Below are 18,483 nucleotides of genomic sequence, written 5' to 3' on the forward strand. Positions count from 1 at the left end.
ATAAAATAGAATATCAAGACTTTGCAGGTAAAAGTTATGTTTAATGAAGACACAAAATTTGCATCCCCTTATGAAATAAAAGTTTTAAACGAATTAACTGGAAAAAATTTTCAGGAAGATGATTTAATCCTTTTAGAAAAGCTTTCTGGAATGGATTACAGAAAAAGAGTTTACGTTTCAGAAGATCAGATTGGAACACTCGAATTTGATTTACTGGATTTAACGTGGAAATTTATTCCATCTCCTCTTTACTATATGATTGAAGACCCAAAAATCTCCTTAAAATATACTAAAAAAAGGCTTAAAGGAAAATACATTAAAGAAGAGCTTTTGGAAAACCCTGAAGAATTAAATGAAGCATTAAAAGATGATTTTGAATATATCGGGGTAAAAATTGGGGATTTTTTAGGAGTTGGGGTTAGAAAAGAAGATCGGGTAAAAGTAAAAGATCTTTCAAGGAAAAAAGAGCTAGATTTTCAAAAAATTGCAGATTATTTAGAGTATAATAAAGAATACCTTGATGAAATGGTTGAAAATTCAATAGAAATCCTTCAAGATGCTGTTGAAAAATACAAAAGAAAAGGATACGCGATAAACGCATCTTTTAGTGGCGGAAAGGACAGTGCAGTATGCACACTTATTTCAAAAGAAGTTATTCCTGATTTAGATGTAGTATTTATCGATACAGGCTTAGAATATCCTGAAACCCTAAATTATGTGAAAGATTTTGTAGATAAATATGATATCAATCTTGATACTGTAGATGGGGATAATTTCTGGGACAATCTTGAAAAAGAAGGCATTCCAACAAAAGACAATCGATGGTGCAACAGTGCCTGTAAATTAATGCCTCTAAAAAGATACTTAAAAAAGAAGTACGGAAACAGAAAAGTTCTTACAATTGATGGTTCCAGAAAATACGAGAGTTTCACCCGTGCAAATTTGGATTACGAAAGAAAAAGCGGATTTATCGATTTCCAGACAAATGTCTTCCCAATTCTTGACTGGAATTCGATTGATATCTGGAGCTACATATTTTCAAAAGATATTATATATAATCCAATGTATGATAAAGGATTTGAAAGAATCGGCTGTTATTTATGCCCTTCAGCATTAAACAGTGAATTTTTAAGGGTAAAAGAACTTTATCCTGACTACTTTGAAAGATGGGTTAAATATCTTAAGAAATATTTCCCAGAAAGCGAAGTATTAAGGGGATTTTGGAGATGGGATGAACTTCCTCCAAAAATGATAGAACTCGAAGAAAATATGGGTGTAGATATCGAAAAAAAGAAAAGATTAAAAAGAATTACTCAACTGTAACACTTTTTGCAAGCCCTCGAGGCTTATCCACATCTCTTTTTAAATCAACAGCTTTGTAATATGCTAAAAGCTGACAAGCAGTAGCATAGACAAAAGGACTTACCTCTTCAATTACATCAGGAACTTTTATTGAATATTTTAAATTATCTTCAACGGGTGAAATTCCGATGATTTTGCCGTTTCTTGCTTTTATTTCTTCAACATTTGAAAGAACGGGACTTAAAAGCTCGGATTTTGATGGAGGAATTAGTGCAACAGTGTCCATATTTTCATCAATCAAAGAAATAGTCCCGTGTTTTAAAAATCCGCTGCTCATCCCTTCTGCATGCAAATATGTTATTTCTTTAAATTTCAAAGCTCCTTCAAGGGCATTTGCAAGATTAATTCCTTTTGAAATAAAGAGGTAGTTTTTAGCAGTCAATTCTTCTGCAATTTTTGAAATGTTTTCTTTTTCGTCCAAAACTTTTGAAACGTAATTTGGAATATTTAATAACTCTTTTTCAAAAATATCCATGTTTTTTCCAATTATTTTACCGTACTCAATGAATAACCTGTATAAAATAACAAGCTGTGACATGAAGGTTTTTGTTGCACAAACTGCAATTTCTAGGCCGGATCCCATCATTATTGTAATGTCTGCTTCTCTTGTTGCAGTACTTCCAAGAACGTTTACGATAGTTGCAGTTTTTGCACCTTTTTCTTTAGCGTATTTAACTGCTTTCATCGTGTCGTATGTTTCACCACTTTGAGTTATTGCAATAACCAGTGTTTTTTCATCAACAATTCCTTTTGTTAAAAATTCAGACGAATCGATTGGAATAACTAATTTATTTAATCCTGAGAACCAGTATTCTGCAACCATTGCAGCATGAAGTGAAGTTCCCATTGCAGTGATGTATATTTTATCACATTTTTCAATTTCTTTTCCAAGATTTTCAATTTCCAATTTTGAAATTTTCATTGAATTTTTTAAAATTACTGGTTCTTCCATAATTTCTTTTAACATGAAGTGCTCATATCCTTCCTTTTCAGCACTTTCCATATCCCACTGGAGTTCAATTTTATCTCTTTGAACTTGTTTTCCATCGTTTAAAACTTCGATATCTATTTTATCGTTTTCTTTTCTCAAAATTACGATATCACGATCGTTTAAGGGCATTGCAAGTTTAGTATATTCTAAAAATGCAGAAATATCGCTTCCAATAAAACATTCATCTTTTTTTATTCCTAAAATTAGTGGACTTTCATTCCTAACTCCAACAAGCATTTCTGGAAAATCCTGATTTAAAATTAAGAGAGCGTACGTTCCATTAAGTTTTTTAATTGTATTTTGAATGGCGTTAATATATGTTTTTTCAGTTATTTCTTTAAAATCTTTTAGTTCTTCTTCAATCAAGTGTGGAATAACTTCAGTATCGGTTTCAGATTTGAAAATGTGGCCTTTTGAAATTAATAGTTCCTTTAATTCCTTGTAATTTGATATGATTCCATTGTGTGCAATACATATTTTTTCTATGCAGTCGTAGTGCGGGTGTGCATTATCTTTTGTAATTCCGCCGTGTGTTGCCCACCTGCTGTGCCCAATTCCAATAAAGCCGTTCATGTCATCAAAATTTTCTTTTTTTGAGACTTCTAAAACTTTTCCAGTATTTTTCTTAAGTTTAATTGTATCATCAATAGTTGCAATTCCGCAGCTATCGTATCCCCTATATTCTAGCCTTTTTAAACCATTTAGTAGTATTTTTGAAGCCCGTTCATTTCCGATATATCCAATAATTCCGCACATATAAAACACCTAAATTTTCGACTGAAAGCTATTTGACATTGTTTATATAATATAATTTCGATTATTATAGTTAGTACTATTTATTCAGTCTTATTATCGGTGATTTATTTATGAAAAAAATAACTTTAATCGGTAGCGAACTTGCAAAAACCGGAAACGAATTTATTTATCTCGGGCCCCTTGAAGAATGCGAACCTTGCAGATTTAAAAGGATATGCCACAACAACTTGGAAATTGGAACGAGGTATAAAATTGTAAGTGTGAGATCTGCAAATCACCCATGTACCGTTCATGAAAATGGAGTTAAGGTTGTAGAAGTAACGCCTGCAGAATTTACAATAATAATTGAGTCTAAAAAAGCTCTCGAAGGAGTAACTTTAACGCATGCAGATGTGCAGTGTGACAGGGTATGCTGTGAAAATTACCTTTTATGTCACCCTGAAGGAGTATCTGGAAAATATAAGGTAGCATCAATACTTCCTGAAAAAGTAGAATGTAAAAAGGGAAATTCTCTTAAAAAAATTTCAATAGTTCCGGTTCAGCAGTAATGTTTATAACTCCTCATAATTCTTTTTTAAAATAACTGCGTCGTATTCTAATCGAGGACTTTCACAAATAACCGTTCCAGAACATTCAAAATCTTTTAAAGCTTTTAAAACTGCCATATAATTAAATTCAGAATTTAAAATTGGAAAATGCTTTTTTTCGCCCCCGTTTCCAAAATCAATTCCTGAAATGTGGATGTGCATATCCTTAATTCCTTTTTTTCCAAGATTATTTTCAAGTTTTGATAATATATTTGAAAATGAATCATAATCATTTATTTTTCCAAGACTTCGTGCGAATACGTGCGAAAAGTCAATGCACGGCATAATGTCAATTTCAGCTGACAATTGGATTAATTCATCAACGCTTCCAAATTGTGAGATTTTTCCAGTAGTTTCGGGCCTTAAAATCGCATTTATTTTATTTTCATTCATTATTTCAAGTATTTTTTGAATATTTGCTTTTATTTTCCCATAAACTAAATCTTTATCCTGTTTTAAATAAAATCCAGAATGAAAAACCACGTTTTTATTTTCAGAATTTTTTTTATTGAATATACTAATTATTTTTGCAGAATCAACGATTCTTTTAATGCTGGATTCGATTTTTTCAGGTTCTTTTGCATTTAAATTGATATAATAAGGGGCATGAGCACTGAGTGTAATTTTCAAATTTTTTGCCAAAGTTTCTGCTTTTTCAGCTTTTAAATTTACGCCACGTACGAATTCAAGCTCCATCGCATCAAGATTAATTTCTTTTAAATATTCGAGTGCGCTTTCTGTATTTTTAGCATTTATTGGTATTCCTGCAGTTCCAAATTTCAACATTTTATCACATGAGTTAAGAGTATCAACCTATTTATCTAAGTTTGTAGCTATATATTTTGATGTAGGTGAAGACATGGATATAAAAGCATATTTCGAGTTAATCAGGTTAAAAAATTGTTTGACAGCATCTTTTGGGGCATTTATAGGGGGATTAATTGCATCTTACTTCAATCTGGCCATGGTCGATAATTTAATTCTTGCATCAATAGTCGTTTTTTTAGTTTGCGGGTTTGGAAATGCTTTAAATGATATTTATGATTTAAAAATTGATCGGATAAACAAACCCAAACGACCGATTCCTTCAAAACGAATCACCTTGAATAATGCAAAGGTATTTTCATATTCATTGGTAGCTATGGGTCTATTTATATCCCTGTTTAATATATCATGCTTTTTGATGGCAGTTTTAAATTCGATAGTACTCCAGCAGTATGCAAGCACGTACAAAAAAAATAAAATTATTGGAAACTTAATTGTAGCATATTTAACAGGTTCAGTCTTTATATTTGGTGGAATTGCTGTTGGAAATATTGATGTTACAATAATGCTCTTTTTATGCGCTTTATTTGCAATGTGGTCACGAGAAATAATTAAGGATTACGAGGACATCGAAGGAGACATTAAAGAAAAAGTAATTTCAATTCCTATAAAATGTGGTGAAAGGTCAATATATATCGCAGCATTTTTGCTTATTTTCGCAATTTTTTTGAGCCCACTACCATATTTATTTGGATTTTTTGGAATTTATTATATTATTTCTGTGGTTTTCTGCGATTTATTATTTTTACTTGGAATATACAAACTTGTATTCAATCCCTCAAAAATGGAAGCAAAAAAAGCTTCAAGAAATATAAAAATAGTAACAAATCTAGTTTTAATAGCGTTCTTAATCGGTTCACTATTCAAATGATTTTTTAAATAAATTAAATTGGAAGGCTCGTTCCAAGGAGGCTTCCAGTCATTACTTCTGCAATATACCCAACAATTGATGCAACCCAGAGCATTATTACAAAGTGCATTAATGAAACCTGGTAGTGTCCTCCATCCATTAATTTTATCAGGTAGCCTGAAACAATTGAATAAATTACGAGTACCCCGTAGATTAAATAAGCAATAAGGCTGAAATCTTCAGGGGTTATGATATTCACAATCGATATCATTGTGTCGGGTATATCTAAACTTGTATAAAGTCCATTAACCATGTTTGCAACCCCTGCCGAAGCGTAAAGGGTAAGGGCCATACCTCCAGCTAATCCGTACATGATCCCGGAGAACTGGCTGACACTTTGATATTTTGCTTTTCTTAAGTTAATGATTTTTCTGAAGTTTTTCCCAATCATGTGGGCAGCAACCCCTGCGTTTCCACCTAAAAATGTACAACGTTCAAACATTTCAGAGAACAGCTGTATCATGTAGCTGCAGGTATCATATCCAAAGTATCGCCATGCTTTCTGGCTGTTTACCCTGATGGATACTCTTTTGTAAAGGCCTTCCAAGTCTTTTGTTAATGGACCAAAGTCGTTTGATGAGAGGTATTCTAATGAATCAGTCATACCTCCTCCTTTTGCACTAACAGAATCCCCTAGTGACCTTAAAAAGTCTGGAAAGTTGAATTCTTTTCTTATTACGAGGTTTTCTTCACGCTGTGCGAAATATCCTCCAATAGCAAGTGGACTCATTCCAAGCGCGAAAATTATCTGGTAGGGTATTTTCATTATTTGAGGAATTTCTCCAATGAATTTTCCCCATAAAAGGAATAATGTAAATAATACTGTTCCGATAACTGATATTATTAGCCATTTTTTTAATTTCAAGTCGATTTTGGTTGGTTTTTCCCCAGTATGCCACAAACGGTCATATGGAAGTCTGCTTTTTATCGCATAGACCAAAAGTACTTCAATAAGTACAAAACCTAACAGTGCAACTGTCACCATGGTTACAAAATCATAGGGGAGTAGAAATGGTGCAATTATTGCGAAAGTCACGAAAAAGGATACTGAAGTTACTGCACTGACATACATCTCTTTAAACGTGTCAAGCGTGTAAATTGCCCTTTTGTAGAATTCACCGTAGTCTTCCATCACAATGTCCTGTTCACCGTGCAAAAATTCTTTTAATTCCTGACCGCTGTCTATTGAATAAGCCATACGATCTAAAAAATCACCAAACTGACTGCTCGGAGACCGGTTTGCCAAGAACCTGCAGGATTCTGCAAGCGACTGGTTCCATCTTTTAATTAATACAAAAATTTTATGAGATTCTGTTGCAAGCTGGCCTAATTCTTCTTTTTCGGTTGCTAAAAGGTGCATTAATTCTTTTCTATCCAAATCAGTAATTGAAAGAACACCAAATTTTGTAATGAATATGTGGAGTCTTTCATTTATCTTTTGACGTTGAGAATCAAGTTCAATATATGGGTAGCCTATGGCACTTCCCATTAAAAGAAGCGGCAGAAATAATACGACCAATCGAGTGTAGCCTGAAAAGTAGGTTATTCCCAATATTAATAATAAAATTGAGATGATACTTGCAGGAAGTATAAATTTAAGAATGTAATCTTTTGGTTTTAGTCCAACCCTTGGGAGTATATCAAAAAACATAAGAAACACCTTAAACCTGGAATGGCAGTCCTTCCAATCCTTTTTCATAGAAACTCCAGATAATATCTAAAACCTCGTAGTATCCAAAGATTCCTCTTGCAATCATTTCTTCGAGAATTCTAACTCTTAAATCAAGTTCATCGTAGATTTCTCTTGGATCTTCGTATCCTGCAACGGTTGCAATTTTGTCTTCAAGGATGTAACTGTTATTCAATCCGGTAAAGTTGTGGACGTCTTTTTGAGGGTCCCATTCAAAAACACCTCTTGTAATGACTCCATCAACTTCCTTGTAGTATCCTTCAATTTCTTCAACTGAAACAACTCTTCTTAAGAATTTTCCTCTAGCATAAACTGCAAGCTGGAACAGACAGACGTTTAAGTTATCCATAAATGTTTGTGGAATACATATCGGGTCCCCTGTAAGCCTTTGTATCATTTTTCTAACGTTTGCAGCGTGGAACGTTGAAATTACCGGGTGACCGGTCTGCATTGCCTGGAAAGCAACAGCTCCTTCGACAGACCTGATTTCCCCTACAATAATGTAATTCGGCCTTGACCTTAATGCGGCTCTCAAAAGATCAAATAGTGTAACTCTGCTCTCTTCAGGGCCTCTTTCCCTGGTTAATAACTGCTGCCAAACAGGGTTTGGAGGTTTTACCTCAGAAGTATCTTCACAGGAGAATATTTTTGATTTAGGCTTGATAAATGGTAAAATTGCATTTAGTGAAGTAGTTTTTCCTGACGCAGTTTCCCCACAGATGAATATACTCATTCCGTATTCAAGGCAGAGCCAAAGATATGCTGCAGTCTGAGCAGACATTGTACCCCAGCTGATAATTTGGGTAATGCTTATTGGAACGTCTGTAAATTTACGAATTGTAAATGATGGGCCTTTTAATGAAACGTCCCCTGAATAAAGAATGTTTATCCTTGATCCATCCGGTAAAGAACCATCTACAATTGGTGTAGCGTCAGAAACTGGTCTTCCGATTCTTTCACACATATTTTTTAAGTAATTGGAAATGTCCCCTTCATCTTCCCATTCAATGTTTGATGGAAGCATATCATAGATTTTGTGAACCAGCTGGCAGTTTTTAGCACCGATTACGTGAATATCTTCAATGTATGGGTCTCTTTTTATTGGTTCAAGAGTTCCAAGTCCGATTAAGTCTCTTTTCAATAAATAGAGGAATTTATCTCTTTCACTTTTATTTATGTTTATTTTTCCAGAATCGGTTATTTTTGACAGAATTCCTTTTTTCTTTTCGTTTTTTTGACTTGATACTTTTGCAACCATGTCAAATAGTTTTGTGACTACTTTTCCAAACTCTTCATCGTTTTCAGGAATATCGCTGTATGGCGCATACTCTAATATTTTATCGAGGATGTCGAAATATTTTTTTCTCTCTTCTGAACCGTTTAATTTAGGTTCTATTGCAATATATCTTGTTTTTAAATTAGGGGTTCCGTAAAGGTGGATAAATATCGGGTCACCTATTGGATAAATTATATTTGGATATCTTATTTCTTTAAAATCTCTTGAAAGGCTTGGAACGAATTCTGGGACTTTCATGTAAGTTTTTTTAAATTTTTCAACGTAATTTTTTAAATGGGGATTGTTCATTTGTGCAGTTTTGAAATCATTAGCCATATTACCACCTTATGCTACAGAGGATATTTCTACGGCAATTCCAAGTCCTGGATCGACTCTAAATACCATAACTTTCTGGAAGGAACTTTTTGCAAAGTTGTATTTTTCAATTTTAGCAGAATTTTTAAGATTTCCCCCGAAAGAATAAGTTGCTGTTTTTATGACAATTGTTGCAGAAGTTCTGAGTATTGTCAATATTGATTCAGGGAGTTCTTTTGGGTTTACTGTGTAAATTATAATTTTATTCATGGATGCAATTCTTTTAAAAAAAGCCATTAAATCTGTGATCTGTACTTCACTTGCATCATTAGATACTAATGTAGAAATAGAATCAAATAAAACAATATCTTTTTCATAAAATGCTCTTGTATGCATTACTTTTTTAATAAAGTCATCTTTTATTGCATTTTCTGAAATTAACGGATATACTGGAATGTACAAAAGATTACCATCTAATAATTTTTTATTTATGGTGTATTTCAAGGACATCATCTGTTTTACAAATTCAGTGGTTGTCAATTGGGTTGATACATAAGAAAGCGAATAAGAGTTCTGTAAAAATCCGTATGCTAACCGCTGACAGAATATTGACTTTCCGGATGACTCTTCTCCTTCAATTAAGATAACGCTTCCAAAGGGGATTCCCCCACCAAGTCTTTTGTGAACGTCATCTCTGCTCAGCTCTATTCTTGCTAGTTTCAAATCAACCACCGATACTTAATTGACATCTCCTGTTATTGTTCTAGATACGCCATGTTCAGATACTATTTTTATTTTGTGAAATCCAGTTTCGTTATAATTAATTTCAATTTTTCCAACTTCTGATGGACTTAAAACGCTGCCGGCACCATTTACAATGCTCGTATCAGAAATATCTCGGATTTCTCCATCTATTATTGCTGTTATTGTATCACTTTGAATAGAAATTTGTGTTTTTCCAGTATTTTTTATATATACTGTACTTATTCCGTTAATTGAATTTCTGGGGATATTTCCTGGATCATTAATAATTTCGAAATCCTGAGATAACTGCGTTGATAACGTATCGCCCTTACTGCTGATTCCGAGCGATATTTTGTGCGTACTTGTTGCAAGAATTCCTGCGACAGCGGCCGTAATTATCAAAACACTAACAAAGATTATTACTTCTGAGAAAACATTGGATGCCATCTAAATCACAACGCAAAAGTTATCCTAAAAACAAGGATCTTTAGTTTAAATTGTAGTAATACTGGTTTCCGTATTCAGAAACTACCGATATTCTTCCCGGGGAACTTGCATTTACTGAAATATTTACACTTTCTAAAGGTGCTAAATACAGTTCACCAGACGTGATTGTAAAATTCACGGGAGTTCCGTTGTATAAAACGTCCCAATTATCTAATTCATGTGTTAATTGCCCTTCATTTAAAAGGGTAATGTTCATATTTTCTGATGAATGTTCAACTGATACAACAGTTATTTTTTCATCTAATTTATTTTTCAAATATTCTGAATGCTGGTTATAAGCATCATTTACTTTTGCAGACGTTAGGTCTACAGTACTGTACATGTAAATCGAACATATCAGCACTGTAGTCAACAACAACGTTAGTCCCGCAGTTGAACTAAATCCCATAGTATTGCTCTGCGCCTCTTTTTATCCTTCTAATTTCCCATTCTAGTTTATCTAAAACTTCGCTTGATATTTTTTTACCATTTAATCTTTCGATAAATAATAATGAAACCAAGTGGTCAGCAATAGTTAATTTTCCAGAAGGACTTGCAATGTCGTCATCTTCTATTTTTATTCCTTTTGAGAATTTTAATAGTCCTGAAATTGCATTGTCAGATAACCATCCTAAGTTGTAGTAGAATTCAAGAATATCTGCAATGTTTGATTGTCCCACTCTTTCTGATAAGTATTCTAACCATTTAAATGCAAATATCAATGAAAATGCATCTTCTGGAACAGCTTCTAATTTAGCAGGCTTTTGGGATTCGAGTAATATTGATGATAATGCTGCAGTGTTCATTTCGCTCACTCCTTGTAGTTACTTAAATTACATTTTTTGTAGTTCTTCAGCCCATTTCTTTATTCTATTTATTTCTCTTTCCATGCCTTCAAGTTCTTCAACTGCGATAGGCCTTCCTGCTAATTTTTCAATGTAGAGTAATGATACAACGTGGTCTTCTGGAGCCATGCATTCATTAGCTTTCCAGTCGATATCTTCATGGAAATACTTCATGTTTTTTGATACTTTCATCAATTTGCTGATTGCTTTTCCAGATACCCATCCAAGGTTGTGGTAGTAATCAAGTACATCTATTAAATTTCCTGTTCCCACTCTACTAATTAAAAATTCAAGCCATTTGAATACTAACATGGTAGAAAGTGTATCTTCGGGCAATTCTTGAAGTCTTGCAGTCGTTTCAACTGCAGGGGTTAATTCAGGTCTCATATTATTTCCCTCCTCAATTTCCAAAGGAACTTTCGAAACAACCTTTTCAATTTTAGGTTCTTCTTTGAACTCAATGATTGGTTCAACAGTCTGTTTTTCAATTATTTTTACAGGCTCCACAACGGGTTCCTTAACAGGTTCAATTGAAACTTCAGGTTCTTCGATAATTTCTGGAACATCTACAGCCTTAGAAATTTCGGGAACTTCAATTTTTTCATCATCGAGATAGTTCAATTCTTTTTTAATGTCATCAGAAACTTTTGTTGCAGATGAAATTGTAGCAACTTTCATCAAAGCATCTAATTTCTGGCTCAAATCGTTAATTTTATTTGTAAGTTCTGCAGCCTTCTTGTCTTCCGGTTTTTTTCCAAAATAAAGGTCAGAAACTCTTCCAACGATTTTATCAAGCTGAGGTCTTGTTAATTTTCTGTTTTTTAAATTATTTTTTAAGAGTTCTACGATAAATGAAGGAATTTTGGATCTCAAATCATCCAAATATTCATCCATTTCACTCTCGGTAAGGTATTCTTCCGAAGCGGAAGCATATTCCATTTTAACGTTACCAATCATCGGAATCCTCTCCTGATATTGCTTTGGAGAATTCTTCTTCTGCAAGCACTTCATTAATAACTCCATCAAGGTCAATTTGGTGCGTATTTAAATATACGTTTGCCAGAATCACAACATCATTTTGAAGTTCTTCAACCCTTTTTTTCAGGTTTCGAGATTCATTTTCCATCATTTCTACTTTTTCCATGCTGGTTGCTGTGATTTTTGAAATGCCTATGAATGGATTGATTTGATTAGATACCACTTCGTAAAGTGCCATCATATCTTGAAAATTTTCGTTAATATTTTGAATGTCACCCCTGAGGTTTTCATTCTCTTTCCTCAGGTTTGTGACCATCATTTCAATTTTTGGGAACTTGGATTCAAGTTCCCCAATTTTGGCAAGAAGTTCTTCATTTGCAGCAAACAAATCTTCAGATTCGTTCACTGCTTCCTCTTCAAGTGTAAAACTAAATTCGTCATCAGGTTCAGGTTCTGAACTTTCTTCAGTCTTCCTGCCTAATTTGATCTTCTGTTTTATCTCTTCAATAATCTCTGAGATATTAGGCATAATATCACCATTATTGAAGTGTAGTTACATTTTCAGTAAATACAGATGGAGCTCTAAATTCAACGATTCCTGATGCACCATATTCTGGAATTACTTCACCAGAAACTTTTGAGGTTGAAGCAACATCCATAGTAACTGTAAGGTATACTTTGTCACCGTAATTTATTGTCGGGTGTGTAGAATCAGTGGTTGAATTATCACTATCCTGTAGTACTATTACACCATATTTGGTGTCAGTACCCCATTCAGTTTCATCAAAAATGCTGTCAGATCCCGCATCTTTAACAACTGCATTGTGTTGGGCACTGTCGTAAACGAGAGAATATTTTGCATCTCCTGTACTCAATGTCAAAATCGTTGTCGAAAGATCGATTTCTCCACCAACATTTGGTGTAACCATAACTGCTAATTTATCAATTGTAGTTTTGTCTGTTGCATGACCAATTACTTTTAAAACTTGTATTCCGCTTGCAACTTGTTCGGTGCTTTCTTCACCAACGGTTGAAGCTTTGTGCTGAAGTTTTCCAGCGGTATTAATAATTACTGAGGCAGCAATTGCTGCAACGAGTACCATTGCAATAAAAATTATCAAGGTACCGATTCCAACGGCACCTTTCTTATTCTTCATGAATTTTTTCACCATTTCACCACCTCGGATAAAAAAATAAGCAAGGGGCTTATTGTAATGAAACTACTTTTTCAGTGAATGTTGAAGGTGTGGTGAATGAAATAACTCCTGGAGCACCAAATTCTGGCTGAACAGATCCTGAAATTTCCATTCTTGTATCGAATGAAACTCCGCTTACAATAATTGCAACTATGTCACCTTTGTTGATAACTGGTGCTGAACTTGTAAATGAGAGATCTGCATCTTGAATTTCAACTATTCCAAATTCTGTAGTATCTGCTAATTTTGACCAGTTTACAGTTGTAGTGTTGTAAAGGTCTCCACCTGCAGTTAGGTTTGTGTATGCAGTAGTATCGTATTTAGTAACGGTTTTTGTACTTCCGTCTGAAAGTGTTAAAACAACCTGATTCATGTCGATTGCAGCACTTCCTGCGTTAGGAGTTATGTAAATTGCTAATTTTGTAATGTTTGCACCAGCTGAACCATCTTGGTATCCGCTAATACCCATAATTTGTAAACCGCTTGCAACTTGTTCGGTACTATCTTTACCGGTAGTTGAAGCTTTCTGTTGTAAATATCCGCTTGTGTTAATTAAAACACTTGCTGCAACTGCAGCAACTAGTACCATTGCAATAAAAACAATCAAGGTTCCGATTCCAGAAGCACCTTTTTTGTTTTTCATGAATTCTGTTATTTTCATAATTGAACCTCCAATAAGGATGAATTTTTTAAATTAATTATTGAAGTTCTACAAGTGCTGTTGTGTATGAAGCAGGGGTTGTAAATGAAATAACTCCTGGAGCACCAAATTCTGGCTGAACTTTTCCTGAGATTGCAGTTCTTTCAGGGATTTCTCCACCAAATGATGCATTAACGTCAACAATCAATGCTACAGCATCTCCTTTGTTGATAACTGCATTGTCAACTGCTGAATCATCGTAATCTTGTAAAATATTTACTTGGAATGTGGTTGCGGTTGCGCCAGTGTCGTTTGAAAATACACTTGAGTTTCCGCTACTCATGTCTTGGTTACCGCCGTAACCTAAAACTACGCTTTTTCCGTCGTAATCAAGCATAATTTTTGTTTGTGCTAAATCGATTGCAGAACTTCCTGCGTTAGGACATAAGTAAATTGCAAGCAATTTAACATCTGAAGTTCCAACGCTTCCAGTAATTCCGTTTATTAATAAACCGCTTGCAACTTGTTCGGTACTTTCTTTACCGGTAGTTGAAGCTTTCTGTTGTAAGAATCCGCTTGTGTTAATTAAAACACTTGCTGCAACTGCAGCAACTAATACCATTGCAATAAAAACAATCAAGGTACCAATTCCGGAAGCACCTTTTTTGTTTTTCATGAATTCTGTTATTTTCATGATTGAACCTCCTAAGTTCACCAGACTTTCTTTTCGAGAGTTTCTAGCCTTTAGAATCTCGTATGAATCCTTGAGATTTTTACCTCTTCGGGGATATTCCCGAAGAAATATGTCGTTTTTTGTTAATATATACTTTTTTTGCACTTATTTTGGCATATGGTGCTGTATTTGGTTTTGTATGTAGTTATGTATATGATTATGTAGGTAAATTTAATGAAAAAACGGTTAACCTACACAAACACATGCAAAAAACGAATATAATCCATTTAATTCATAATAATATTACTATTAAAAGCGTGATAATAATGATAGGATCTTTTAAATCAACTGATTATCATTTAAATCCAAAAAGCGGTGCAGATACAAAAGGAATATCTGGTTTTGATTTTTCAGATTTTCGAGATGTTCTTTCTGTTGGAAAATATGCATTTGAACATCGGGAATCTATAAAACATTTTATTCCAAAATTTGAAAAAGCACTTGAAAGTGATTTTAAAATAAAATGGGCGGCATTAAACTCACTTTCAATGATTTCAAAGGCAAATCCTCTCGAAGTTCTGCCGTTAATTCCAAAAATTGCGGAATTATTGGAAAACTCTGACTGGAGAATTCGAAAAAATGCAGTTTTATTTTTTGGAGATTTTGGACTTGTATGTTATAATAATGTTAAACCCTACATGGAAAATTTGAAAAAGTGTATTAATGATTCAAACATTGATGTGGTTTGTTCAAGTGCATATGCTCTTTCAAAAATAATGTTAAATTCAAAATGTGAAGAAAAAATTGATTTATTTGGGATACTGCGCGAAAAAATAACTTCAAAAGTAGTTTTAATGGATTTAATAAAAAATATCGGAGAAATTAACCCTGATTTAATAAAATCTTGTCAAAATGATGTATTATCCTGTTTAGATTCAAATGATCCTGTTTTAAAATCAAAAGTAATTAAGATTTTAGGAGATATTAAAGATTACGAACTCGACGAAAATACGTCTAAAATATTGATCGATTCATTAAAAAGTGATAATTTAGAAATTAGGCGAAGTTCAGTTTATTCAATATGGAAATATTCTGAAAAATATCCCGAATACTTAAAAAATGCAATTAATACGCTTGTTGAATTTACAAGTTCGAGCGATAAATATACTAAAATATATTCGCTTTTAGCGCTGAATAAATTAAGCTACACGGAACCACTTAAATTTGAAAATTTAAACATAAATCCATTATTGGATGAAGATCCTGATGTCATTTATCCTTCAATCACGCTTCTTTACAATTTATCAAAATACAGCCCGAAAGTTACTACAAGACACTATAAAAAAGTCTGTGTATTGATGAACAATCCTGATAAATACATTTCAAAGCAGGCTCTTCGAATTGTCGGTAATCTTGGAAAATACGATCAAAAGTACATTAACAGATATATTAATAATGTAAGATTGAAACTTTCAGACGAAGAACTTTCAAAAGAAGCAACGATCGCAATGGTAAAATCCGGCTACATTGAGAAAAAGAATCTTGAAATAATTTTAAAGGCTGCAGACAAGGCTAAATATAATATGGAGTTTTTAAGAGAAATAATTGAAGAATATCCAAAAGAACTTCTTTCATCCCTTGAAAAAGAGTTATTTAATTTAAAAAGAACGTGGAATCAAGAATATATCAATGAACTCTGTTATTCTATAAATGAGAGATTATCATTAAATGATCCAGATTTTACGAATATAAAATTGGAAAGACCTGAAATTGAAGAACCTCCCGTAATTGTTGCTTTAAAATCAGAGTGCACAGAAGTAGAACTTGAAGATGGAAAACAGGTTTATATTTTAGATAAAAGCAAATGCATTGAAACTTCGCTTTCGGGGGACCTTTTAGAACTTTTAGATGTGGAAAATAAAAATGAATTCGATATTTACAAATTATCGCACGATTTAATGATTCAATCATTAATCGAATCTGCAATAAATGAGCCAAAAAGATAGATATTTTATTTTAATTTTTTACTTTTTTAAATTATTCACATTTTACAATAACTAATGGGCTGTGTTCCATCTCTTTTAAAACATCAACAGTTATTTCAAAAGTGTTGTATTTTTTCATTAAATCATGAATTGACTTTGTATATGGGACTTGAGACGTATCTGATAGATTTGCAATGTATAGAATCGTTTTTAAGGGATATTTTTTGTAATTCTCATTTCCCACAATTGCAAGCGGGGTTGCACCACAAAGGCCGCCCTGTTTTAATATTTTTCCAAATTTCCCTAAAATATATCCAAAAACACCTATTTTTGAAATTATTCCATCAATTGCAATTGGAAGTGCTGTAACGTACCAGTTAAAAAACCTGTATGTTGCATCTGTATCGATTACCATAACCGTTAAATCGAGATTCAGTTCTTCCTTTATTTTTTTATGGAGTTTTTTTGCAGAATTTTCAGGTTTTTCTGGAAGGAGGGATGCATAAGTACCCGGAACGTTTGTTAAGTCAATTCCGCCTTCTGATGCAGGTTTTAGTGCGTATATTAACCCTACATTTTCAATTACTATTTGTTTGTGTTTTAGTGTTTCCGTCTTTGGCATTTTTCTTAAATTTTTAACCCTGTCGCCCCTAGTACCTAAAAGAGGGCCTAATACATATCCCCAGCCGTATTTTGATAGATAATATGTAAAATATGCCCAGAATTTAGGATTCGCCAAACTTTCATCTACGAAGTTGTCTTCGCTTGTAGCTATGAATTTTTCACTGACGACTAAAAAATCCCCGTTTTTTATTTCAAATCCGTTTTCAATTTCATTTTTTAAAGAATTGATGGATTCTGATACAAAATCTTCGTTTCTATCGATATATCTGGTTCTTATCGGTGTTGCATTTATTTCCATTTTTTCACGAATTAAAACTATCTCCATTATTTTTATATTTTGGTACTCTATAATTAGTAAGGAAAAAGGTGAAAATTATGCATCTAACGAGAGAAGAGGAAAAATTGTATGCAGGAGAATACGGGGAAGCCCTAGAAACCTGCATGAACTTACTTGTGTCATTAGGCGATATTTACGGAGCAGAAAAACTGGTAGATATATCTTCTGCACAGGTTTCCGGAGTTTCTTACAAAACTATCGGTGAAAAGGGACTGGAATTTTTAAAAGACCTTGCAGATCAGGGTTTAAAGGCAACAGTTCCAACAACGTTAAATCCTGCTGGAATGGATTTGATAAGGTACGATGAACTCAAATTCCCAAAGGATTTTGCAAAAAAACAGCTCGAAATAATTGACTGTTTTAAAAGAATGGAAATTGAAATCAGCTGTACATGTACGCCTTATTTAACTGGAAATGTTCCAATGTTTGGTTCACACGTTGCATGGGCAGAGTCTTCTGCAGTAGCTTATGTAAATTCAGTAATCGGTGCAAGAACCAACAGGGAGGGCGGACCTTCAGCATTAGCAGCTGCAATCATTGGAAAAACACCATGTTACGGATACCATTTGGATGAAAACAGGCTTCCAACACAAGTTTTTGAAGTTGATATGGAACTTGAAGATGCAAGTTCATTTTACGGAATTTTGGGAAGAATTACGGGAAAAATTGTAAAAAACGGAATTCCATACTTCAAATTTAAAAATTGTGAATCAGTTAAAAATGATTATTTAAAAGCACTTGGAGCCGCACTTGCAGCAAGCGGCGGTGTTGCATTATACCACGTTGAAGGAATAACTCCCGAAGCAAAAAAAGGACTGGAAATAACAGGTCTTGAAAAAGTAGTTATCGGAAAAGACGATTTTGAAAAAGAATATGATTCTTTCAAAACTTCAGAAAAACCAGATTTAATTTGTATCGGATGTCCACACTGCAGTCTTGATGAAATCAAAGAAGTTGCAGAGTTTGTAAAAGCTGAAAATGCAAAATTCAATGCAGAAGTTTGGGTTTGTACATCAATTCACATGAAATCGATTGCTGACAGGATGGGATATACGAAAATTATTGAAGATGCTGGCGGAAAAGTAGTTGTTGACACGTGTATGGTCGTAGCTCCGATTGAAGACATGGGATACAAAAACGTTGCAACGAATTCTGGAAAAGCTGCAACGTATCTGCCGGGTTTTTGCAAAAGCAACGTGATATACGGAACAACTTATGAAATTTTGAAAAAAGCAACTGAATAATTTATTAATTTTAATAAAT

The 18,483-nt window shown here is 33.5% G+C and carries 19 protein-coding genes; 5 read left to right on the top strand and 14 right to left on the bottom strand.

Annotated features, from left to right (window positions below; all coding sequences use genetic code 11):
* The first annotated feature begins 36 nt into the window (after positions 1 to 36).
* Positions 37 to 1,323, top strand: a complete 1,287-nt coding sequence (locus MMJJ_RS05715; protein ID WP_104838037.1) for a phosphoadenosine phosphosulfate reductase domain-containing protein — start codon at positions 37 to 39, stop codon at positions 1,321 to 1,323.
* Here MMJJ_RS05715 and glmS read toward each other — a convergent pair.
* Positions 1,310 to 3,109: a glutamine--fructose-6-phosphate transaminase (isomerizing) gene (glmS, locus tag MMJJ_RS05720; protein ID WP_104838038.1), complete on the bottom strand. Its 1,800-nt coding sequence runs from the start codon at positions 3,107 to 3,109 to the stop codon at positions 1,310 to 1,312. The genes MMJJ_RS05715 and glmS overlap by 14 nt on opposite strands.
* A 110-nt stretch (positions 3,110 to 3,219) precedes the next feature.
* On the opposite strand from glmS, the gene MMJJ_RS05725 reads away from it, so the two are divergent.
* Positions 3,220 to 3,657, top strand: a complete 438-nt coding sequence (locus MMJJ_RS05725) for a UPF0179 family protein (protein ID WP_104838039.1) — start codon at positions 3,220 to 3,222, stop codon at positions 3,655 to 3,657.
* A gap of 3 nt (positions 3,658 to 3,660) precedes the next feature.
* Here MMJJ_RS05725 and MMJJ_RS05730 read toward each other — a convergent pair whose 3' ends face one another.
* The gene (locus MMJJ_RS05730) at positions 3,661 to 4,482 is read right to left on the bottom strand and encodes a TIM barrel protein (RefSeq protein WP_104838040.1); all 822 of its coding nucleotides are present in this window, start codon (positions 4,480 to 4,482) and stop codon (positions 3,661 to 3,663) included.
* A 73-nt stretch (positions 4,483 to 4,555) separates the two neighbouring features.
* Between MMJJ_RS05730 and MMJJ_RS05735 the strand changes: the two genes are divergently transcribed.
* On the top strand, positions 4,556 to 5,392 hold the full coding sequence (locus MMJJ_RS05735; RefSeq protein WP_104838041.1) for a UbiA family prenyltransferase: 837 nt from the start codon (positions 4,556 to 4,558) through the stop codon (positions 5,390 to 5,392).
* 13 nt (positions 5,393 to 5,405) lie between these two features.
* Here MMJJ_RS05735 and flaJ read toward each other — a convergent pair whose 3' ends face one another.
* Genes flaJ through MMJJ_RS05790 form a run of 11 tightly spaced genes read right to left on the bottom strand, consistent with a single transcriptional unit; the run spans position 5,406 to position 14,295 of the window.
* Positions 5,406 to 7,082: an archaellar assembly protein FlaJ gene (gene flaJ, locus MMJJ_RS05740; protein WP_013999961.1), complete on the bottom strand. Its 1,677-nt coding sequence runs from the start codon at positions 7,080 to 7,082 to the stop codon at positions 5,406 to 5,408.
* A gap of 10 nt (positions 7,083 to 7,092) precedes the next feature.
* Positions 7,093 to 8,733: a type II/IV secretion system ATPase subunit gene (locus MMJJ_RS05745; protein WP_104838042.1), complete on the bottom strand. Its 1,641-nt coding sequence runs from the start codon at positions 8,731 to 8,733 to the stop codon at positions 7,093 to 7,095.
* Positions 8,734 to 8,742: 9 nt separating this feature from the next.
* Entirely contained in the window at positions 8,743 to 9,435 is a 693-nt protein-coding gene (locus tag MMJJ_RS05750) for an ATPase domain-containing protein (RefSeq protein WP_011171618.1), read from the bottom strand.
* Positions 9,436 to 9,450: 15 nt separating this feature from the next.
* Positions 9,451 to 9,903 carry a flagellar protein G gene (locus tag MMJJ_RS05755; protein WP_011171617.1) on the bottom strand — a complete coding sequence of 151 codons (453 nt, stop codon included), beginning with the start codon at positions 9,901 to 9,903 and terminating at the stop codon, positions 9,451 to 9,453.
* A 40-nt stretch (positions 9,904 to 9,943) separates the two neighbouring features.
* Positions 9,944 to 10,351 (bottom strand): flagellar protein F, encoded by a 408-nt coding sequence (locus MMJJ_RS05760; protein WP_104838043.1) that lies wholly within the window; start codon positions 10,349 to 10,351, stop codon positions 9,944 to 9,946.
* A complete protein-coding gene (locus MMJJ_RS05765) occupies positions 10,341 to 10,748 on the bottom strand; it encodes a FlaD/FlaE family flagellar protein (protein WP_011171615.1) in 408 nt (135 codons plus the stop codon). Before MMJJ_RS05765 ends, MMJJ_RS05760 begins: the two co-directional genes overlap by 11 nt.
* 27 nt (positions 10,749 to 10,775) lie before the next feature.
* Positions 10,776 to 11,744 carry a FlaD/FlaE family flagellar protein gene (locus tag MMJJ_RS05770; RefSeq protein ID WP_104838044.1) on the bottom strand — a complete coding sequence of 323 codons (969 nt, stop codon included), beginning with the start codon at positions 11,742 to 11,744 and terminating at the stop codon, positions 10,776 to 10,778.
* Entirely contained in the window at positions 11,734 to 12,294 is a 561-nt protein-coding gene (locus MMJJ_RS05775; protein WP_104838045.1) for a flagella accessory protein C, read from the bottom strand. Before MMJJ_RS05775 ends, MMJJ_RS05770 begins: the two co-directional genes overlap by 11 nt.
* A gap of 10 nt (positions 12,295 to 12,304) precedes the next feature.
* Positions 12,305 to 12,937, bottom strand: coding sequence for a flagellin (locus MMJJ_RS05780; RefSeq protein ID WP_181504865.1), 633 nt, complete (start codon positions 12,935 to 12,937; stop codon positions 12,305 to 12,307).
* Between the two features lie 34 nt (positions 12,938 to 12,971).
* Positions 12,972 to 13,622 (bottom strand): flagellin, encoded by a 651-nt coding sequence (locus tag MMJJ_RS05785; RefSeq protein ID WP_104838046.1) that lies wholly within the window; start codon positions 13,620 to 13,622, stop codon positions 12,972 to 12,974.
* 37 nt (positions 13,623 to 13,659) lie between these two features.
* Positions 13,660 to 14,295 (bottom strand): flagellin, encoded by a 636-nt coding sequence (locus MMJJ_RS05790; RefSeq protein ID WP_104838047.1) that lies wholly within the window; start codon positions 14,293 to 14,295, stop codon positions 13,660 to 13,662.
* Positions 14,296 to 14,600: 305 nt separating this feature from the next.
* Here MMJJ_RS05790 and MMJJ_RS05795 point away from each other — a divergent pair, with 305 nt between their 5' ends.
* Positions 14,601 to 16,280 (top strand): HEAT repeat domain-containing protein, encoded by a 1,680-nt coding sequence (locus tag MMJJ_RS05795; protein ID WP_104838048.1) that lies wholly within the window; start codon positions 14,601 to 14,603, stop codon positions 16,278 to 16,280.
* A gap of 31 nt (positions 16,281 to 16,311) precedes the next feature.
* Here the strand turns inward: MMJJ_RS05795 and MMJJ_RS05800 are convergent, their stop codons facing one another.
* Positions 16,312 to 17,208 carry a coenzyme F420-0:L-glutamate ligase gene (locus MMJJ_RS05800; protein ID WP_104838049.1) on the bottom strand — a complete coding sequence of 299 codons (897 nt, stop codon included), beginning with the start codon at positions 17,206 to 17,208 and terminating at the stop codon, positions 16,312 to 16,314.
* Positions 17,209 to 17,258: 50 nt separating this feature from the next.
* On the opposite strand from MMJJ_RS05800, the gene MMJJ_RS05805 reads away from it, so the two are divergent.
* Positions 17,259 to 18,464 (top strand): aconitase X, encoded by a 1,206-nt coding sequence (locus MMJJ_RS05805; RefSeq protein WP_104838050.1) that lies wholly within the window; start codon positions 17,259 to 17,261, stop codon positions 18,462 to 18,464.
* The last annotated feature ends 19 nt before the right edge of the window (positions 18,465 to 18,483 follow it).

Source organism: Methanococcus maripaludis, from assembly GCF_002945325.1.
GTDB lineage: Archaea > AGJL01 > Methanococci > Methanococcales > Methanococcaceae > Methanococcus > Methanococcus maripaludis.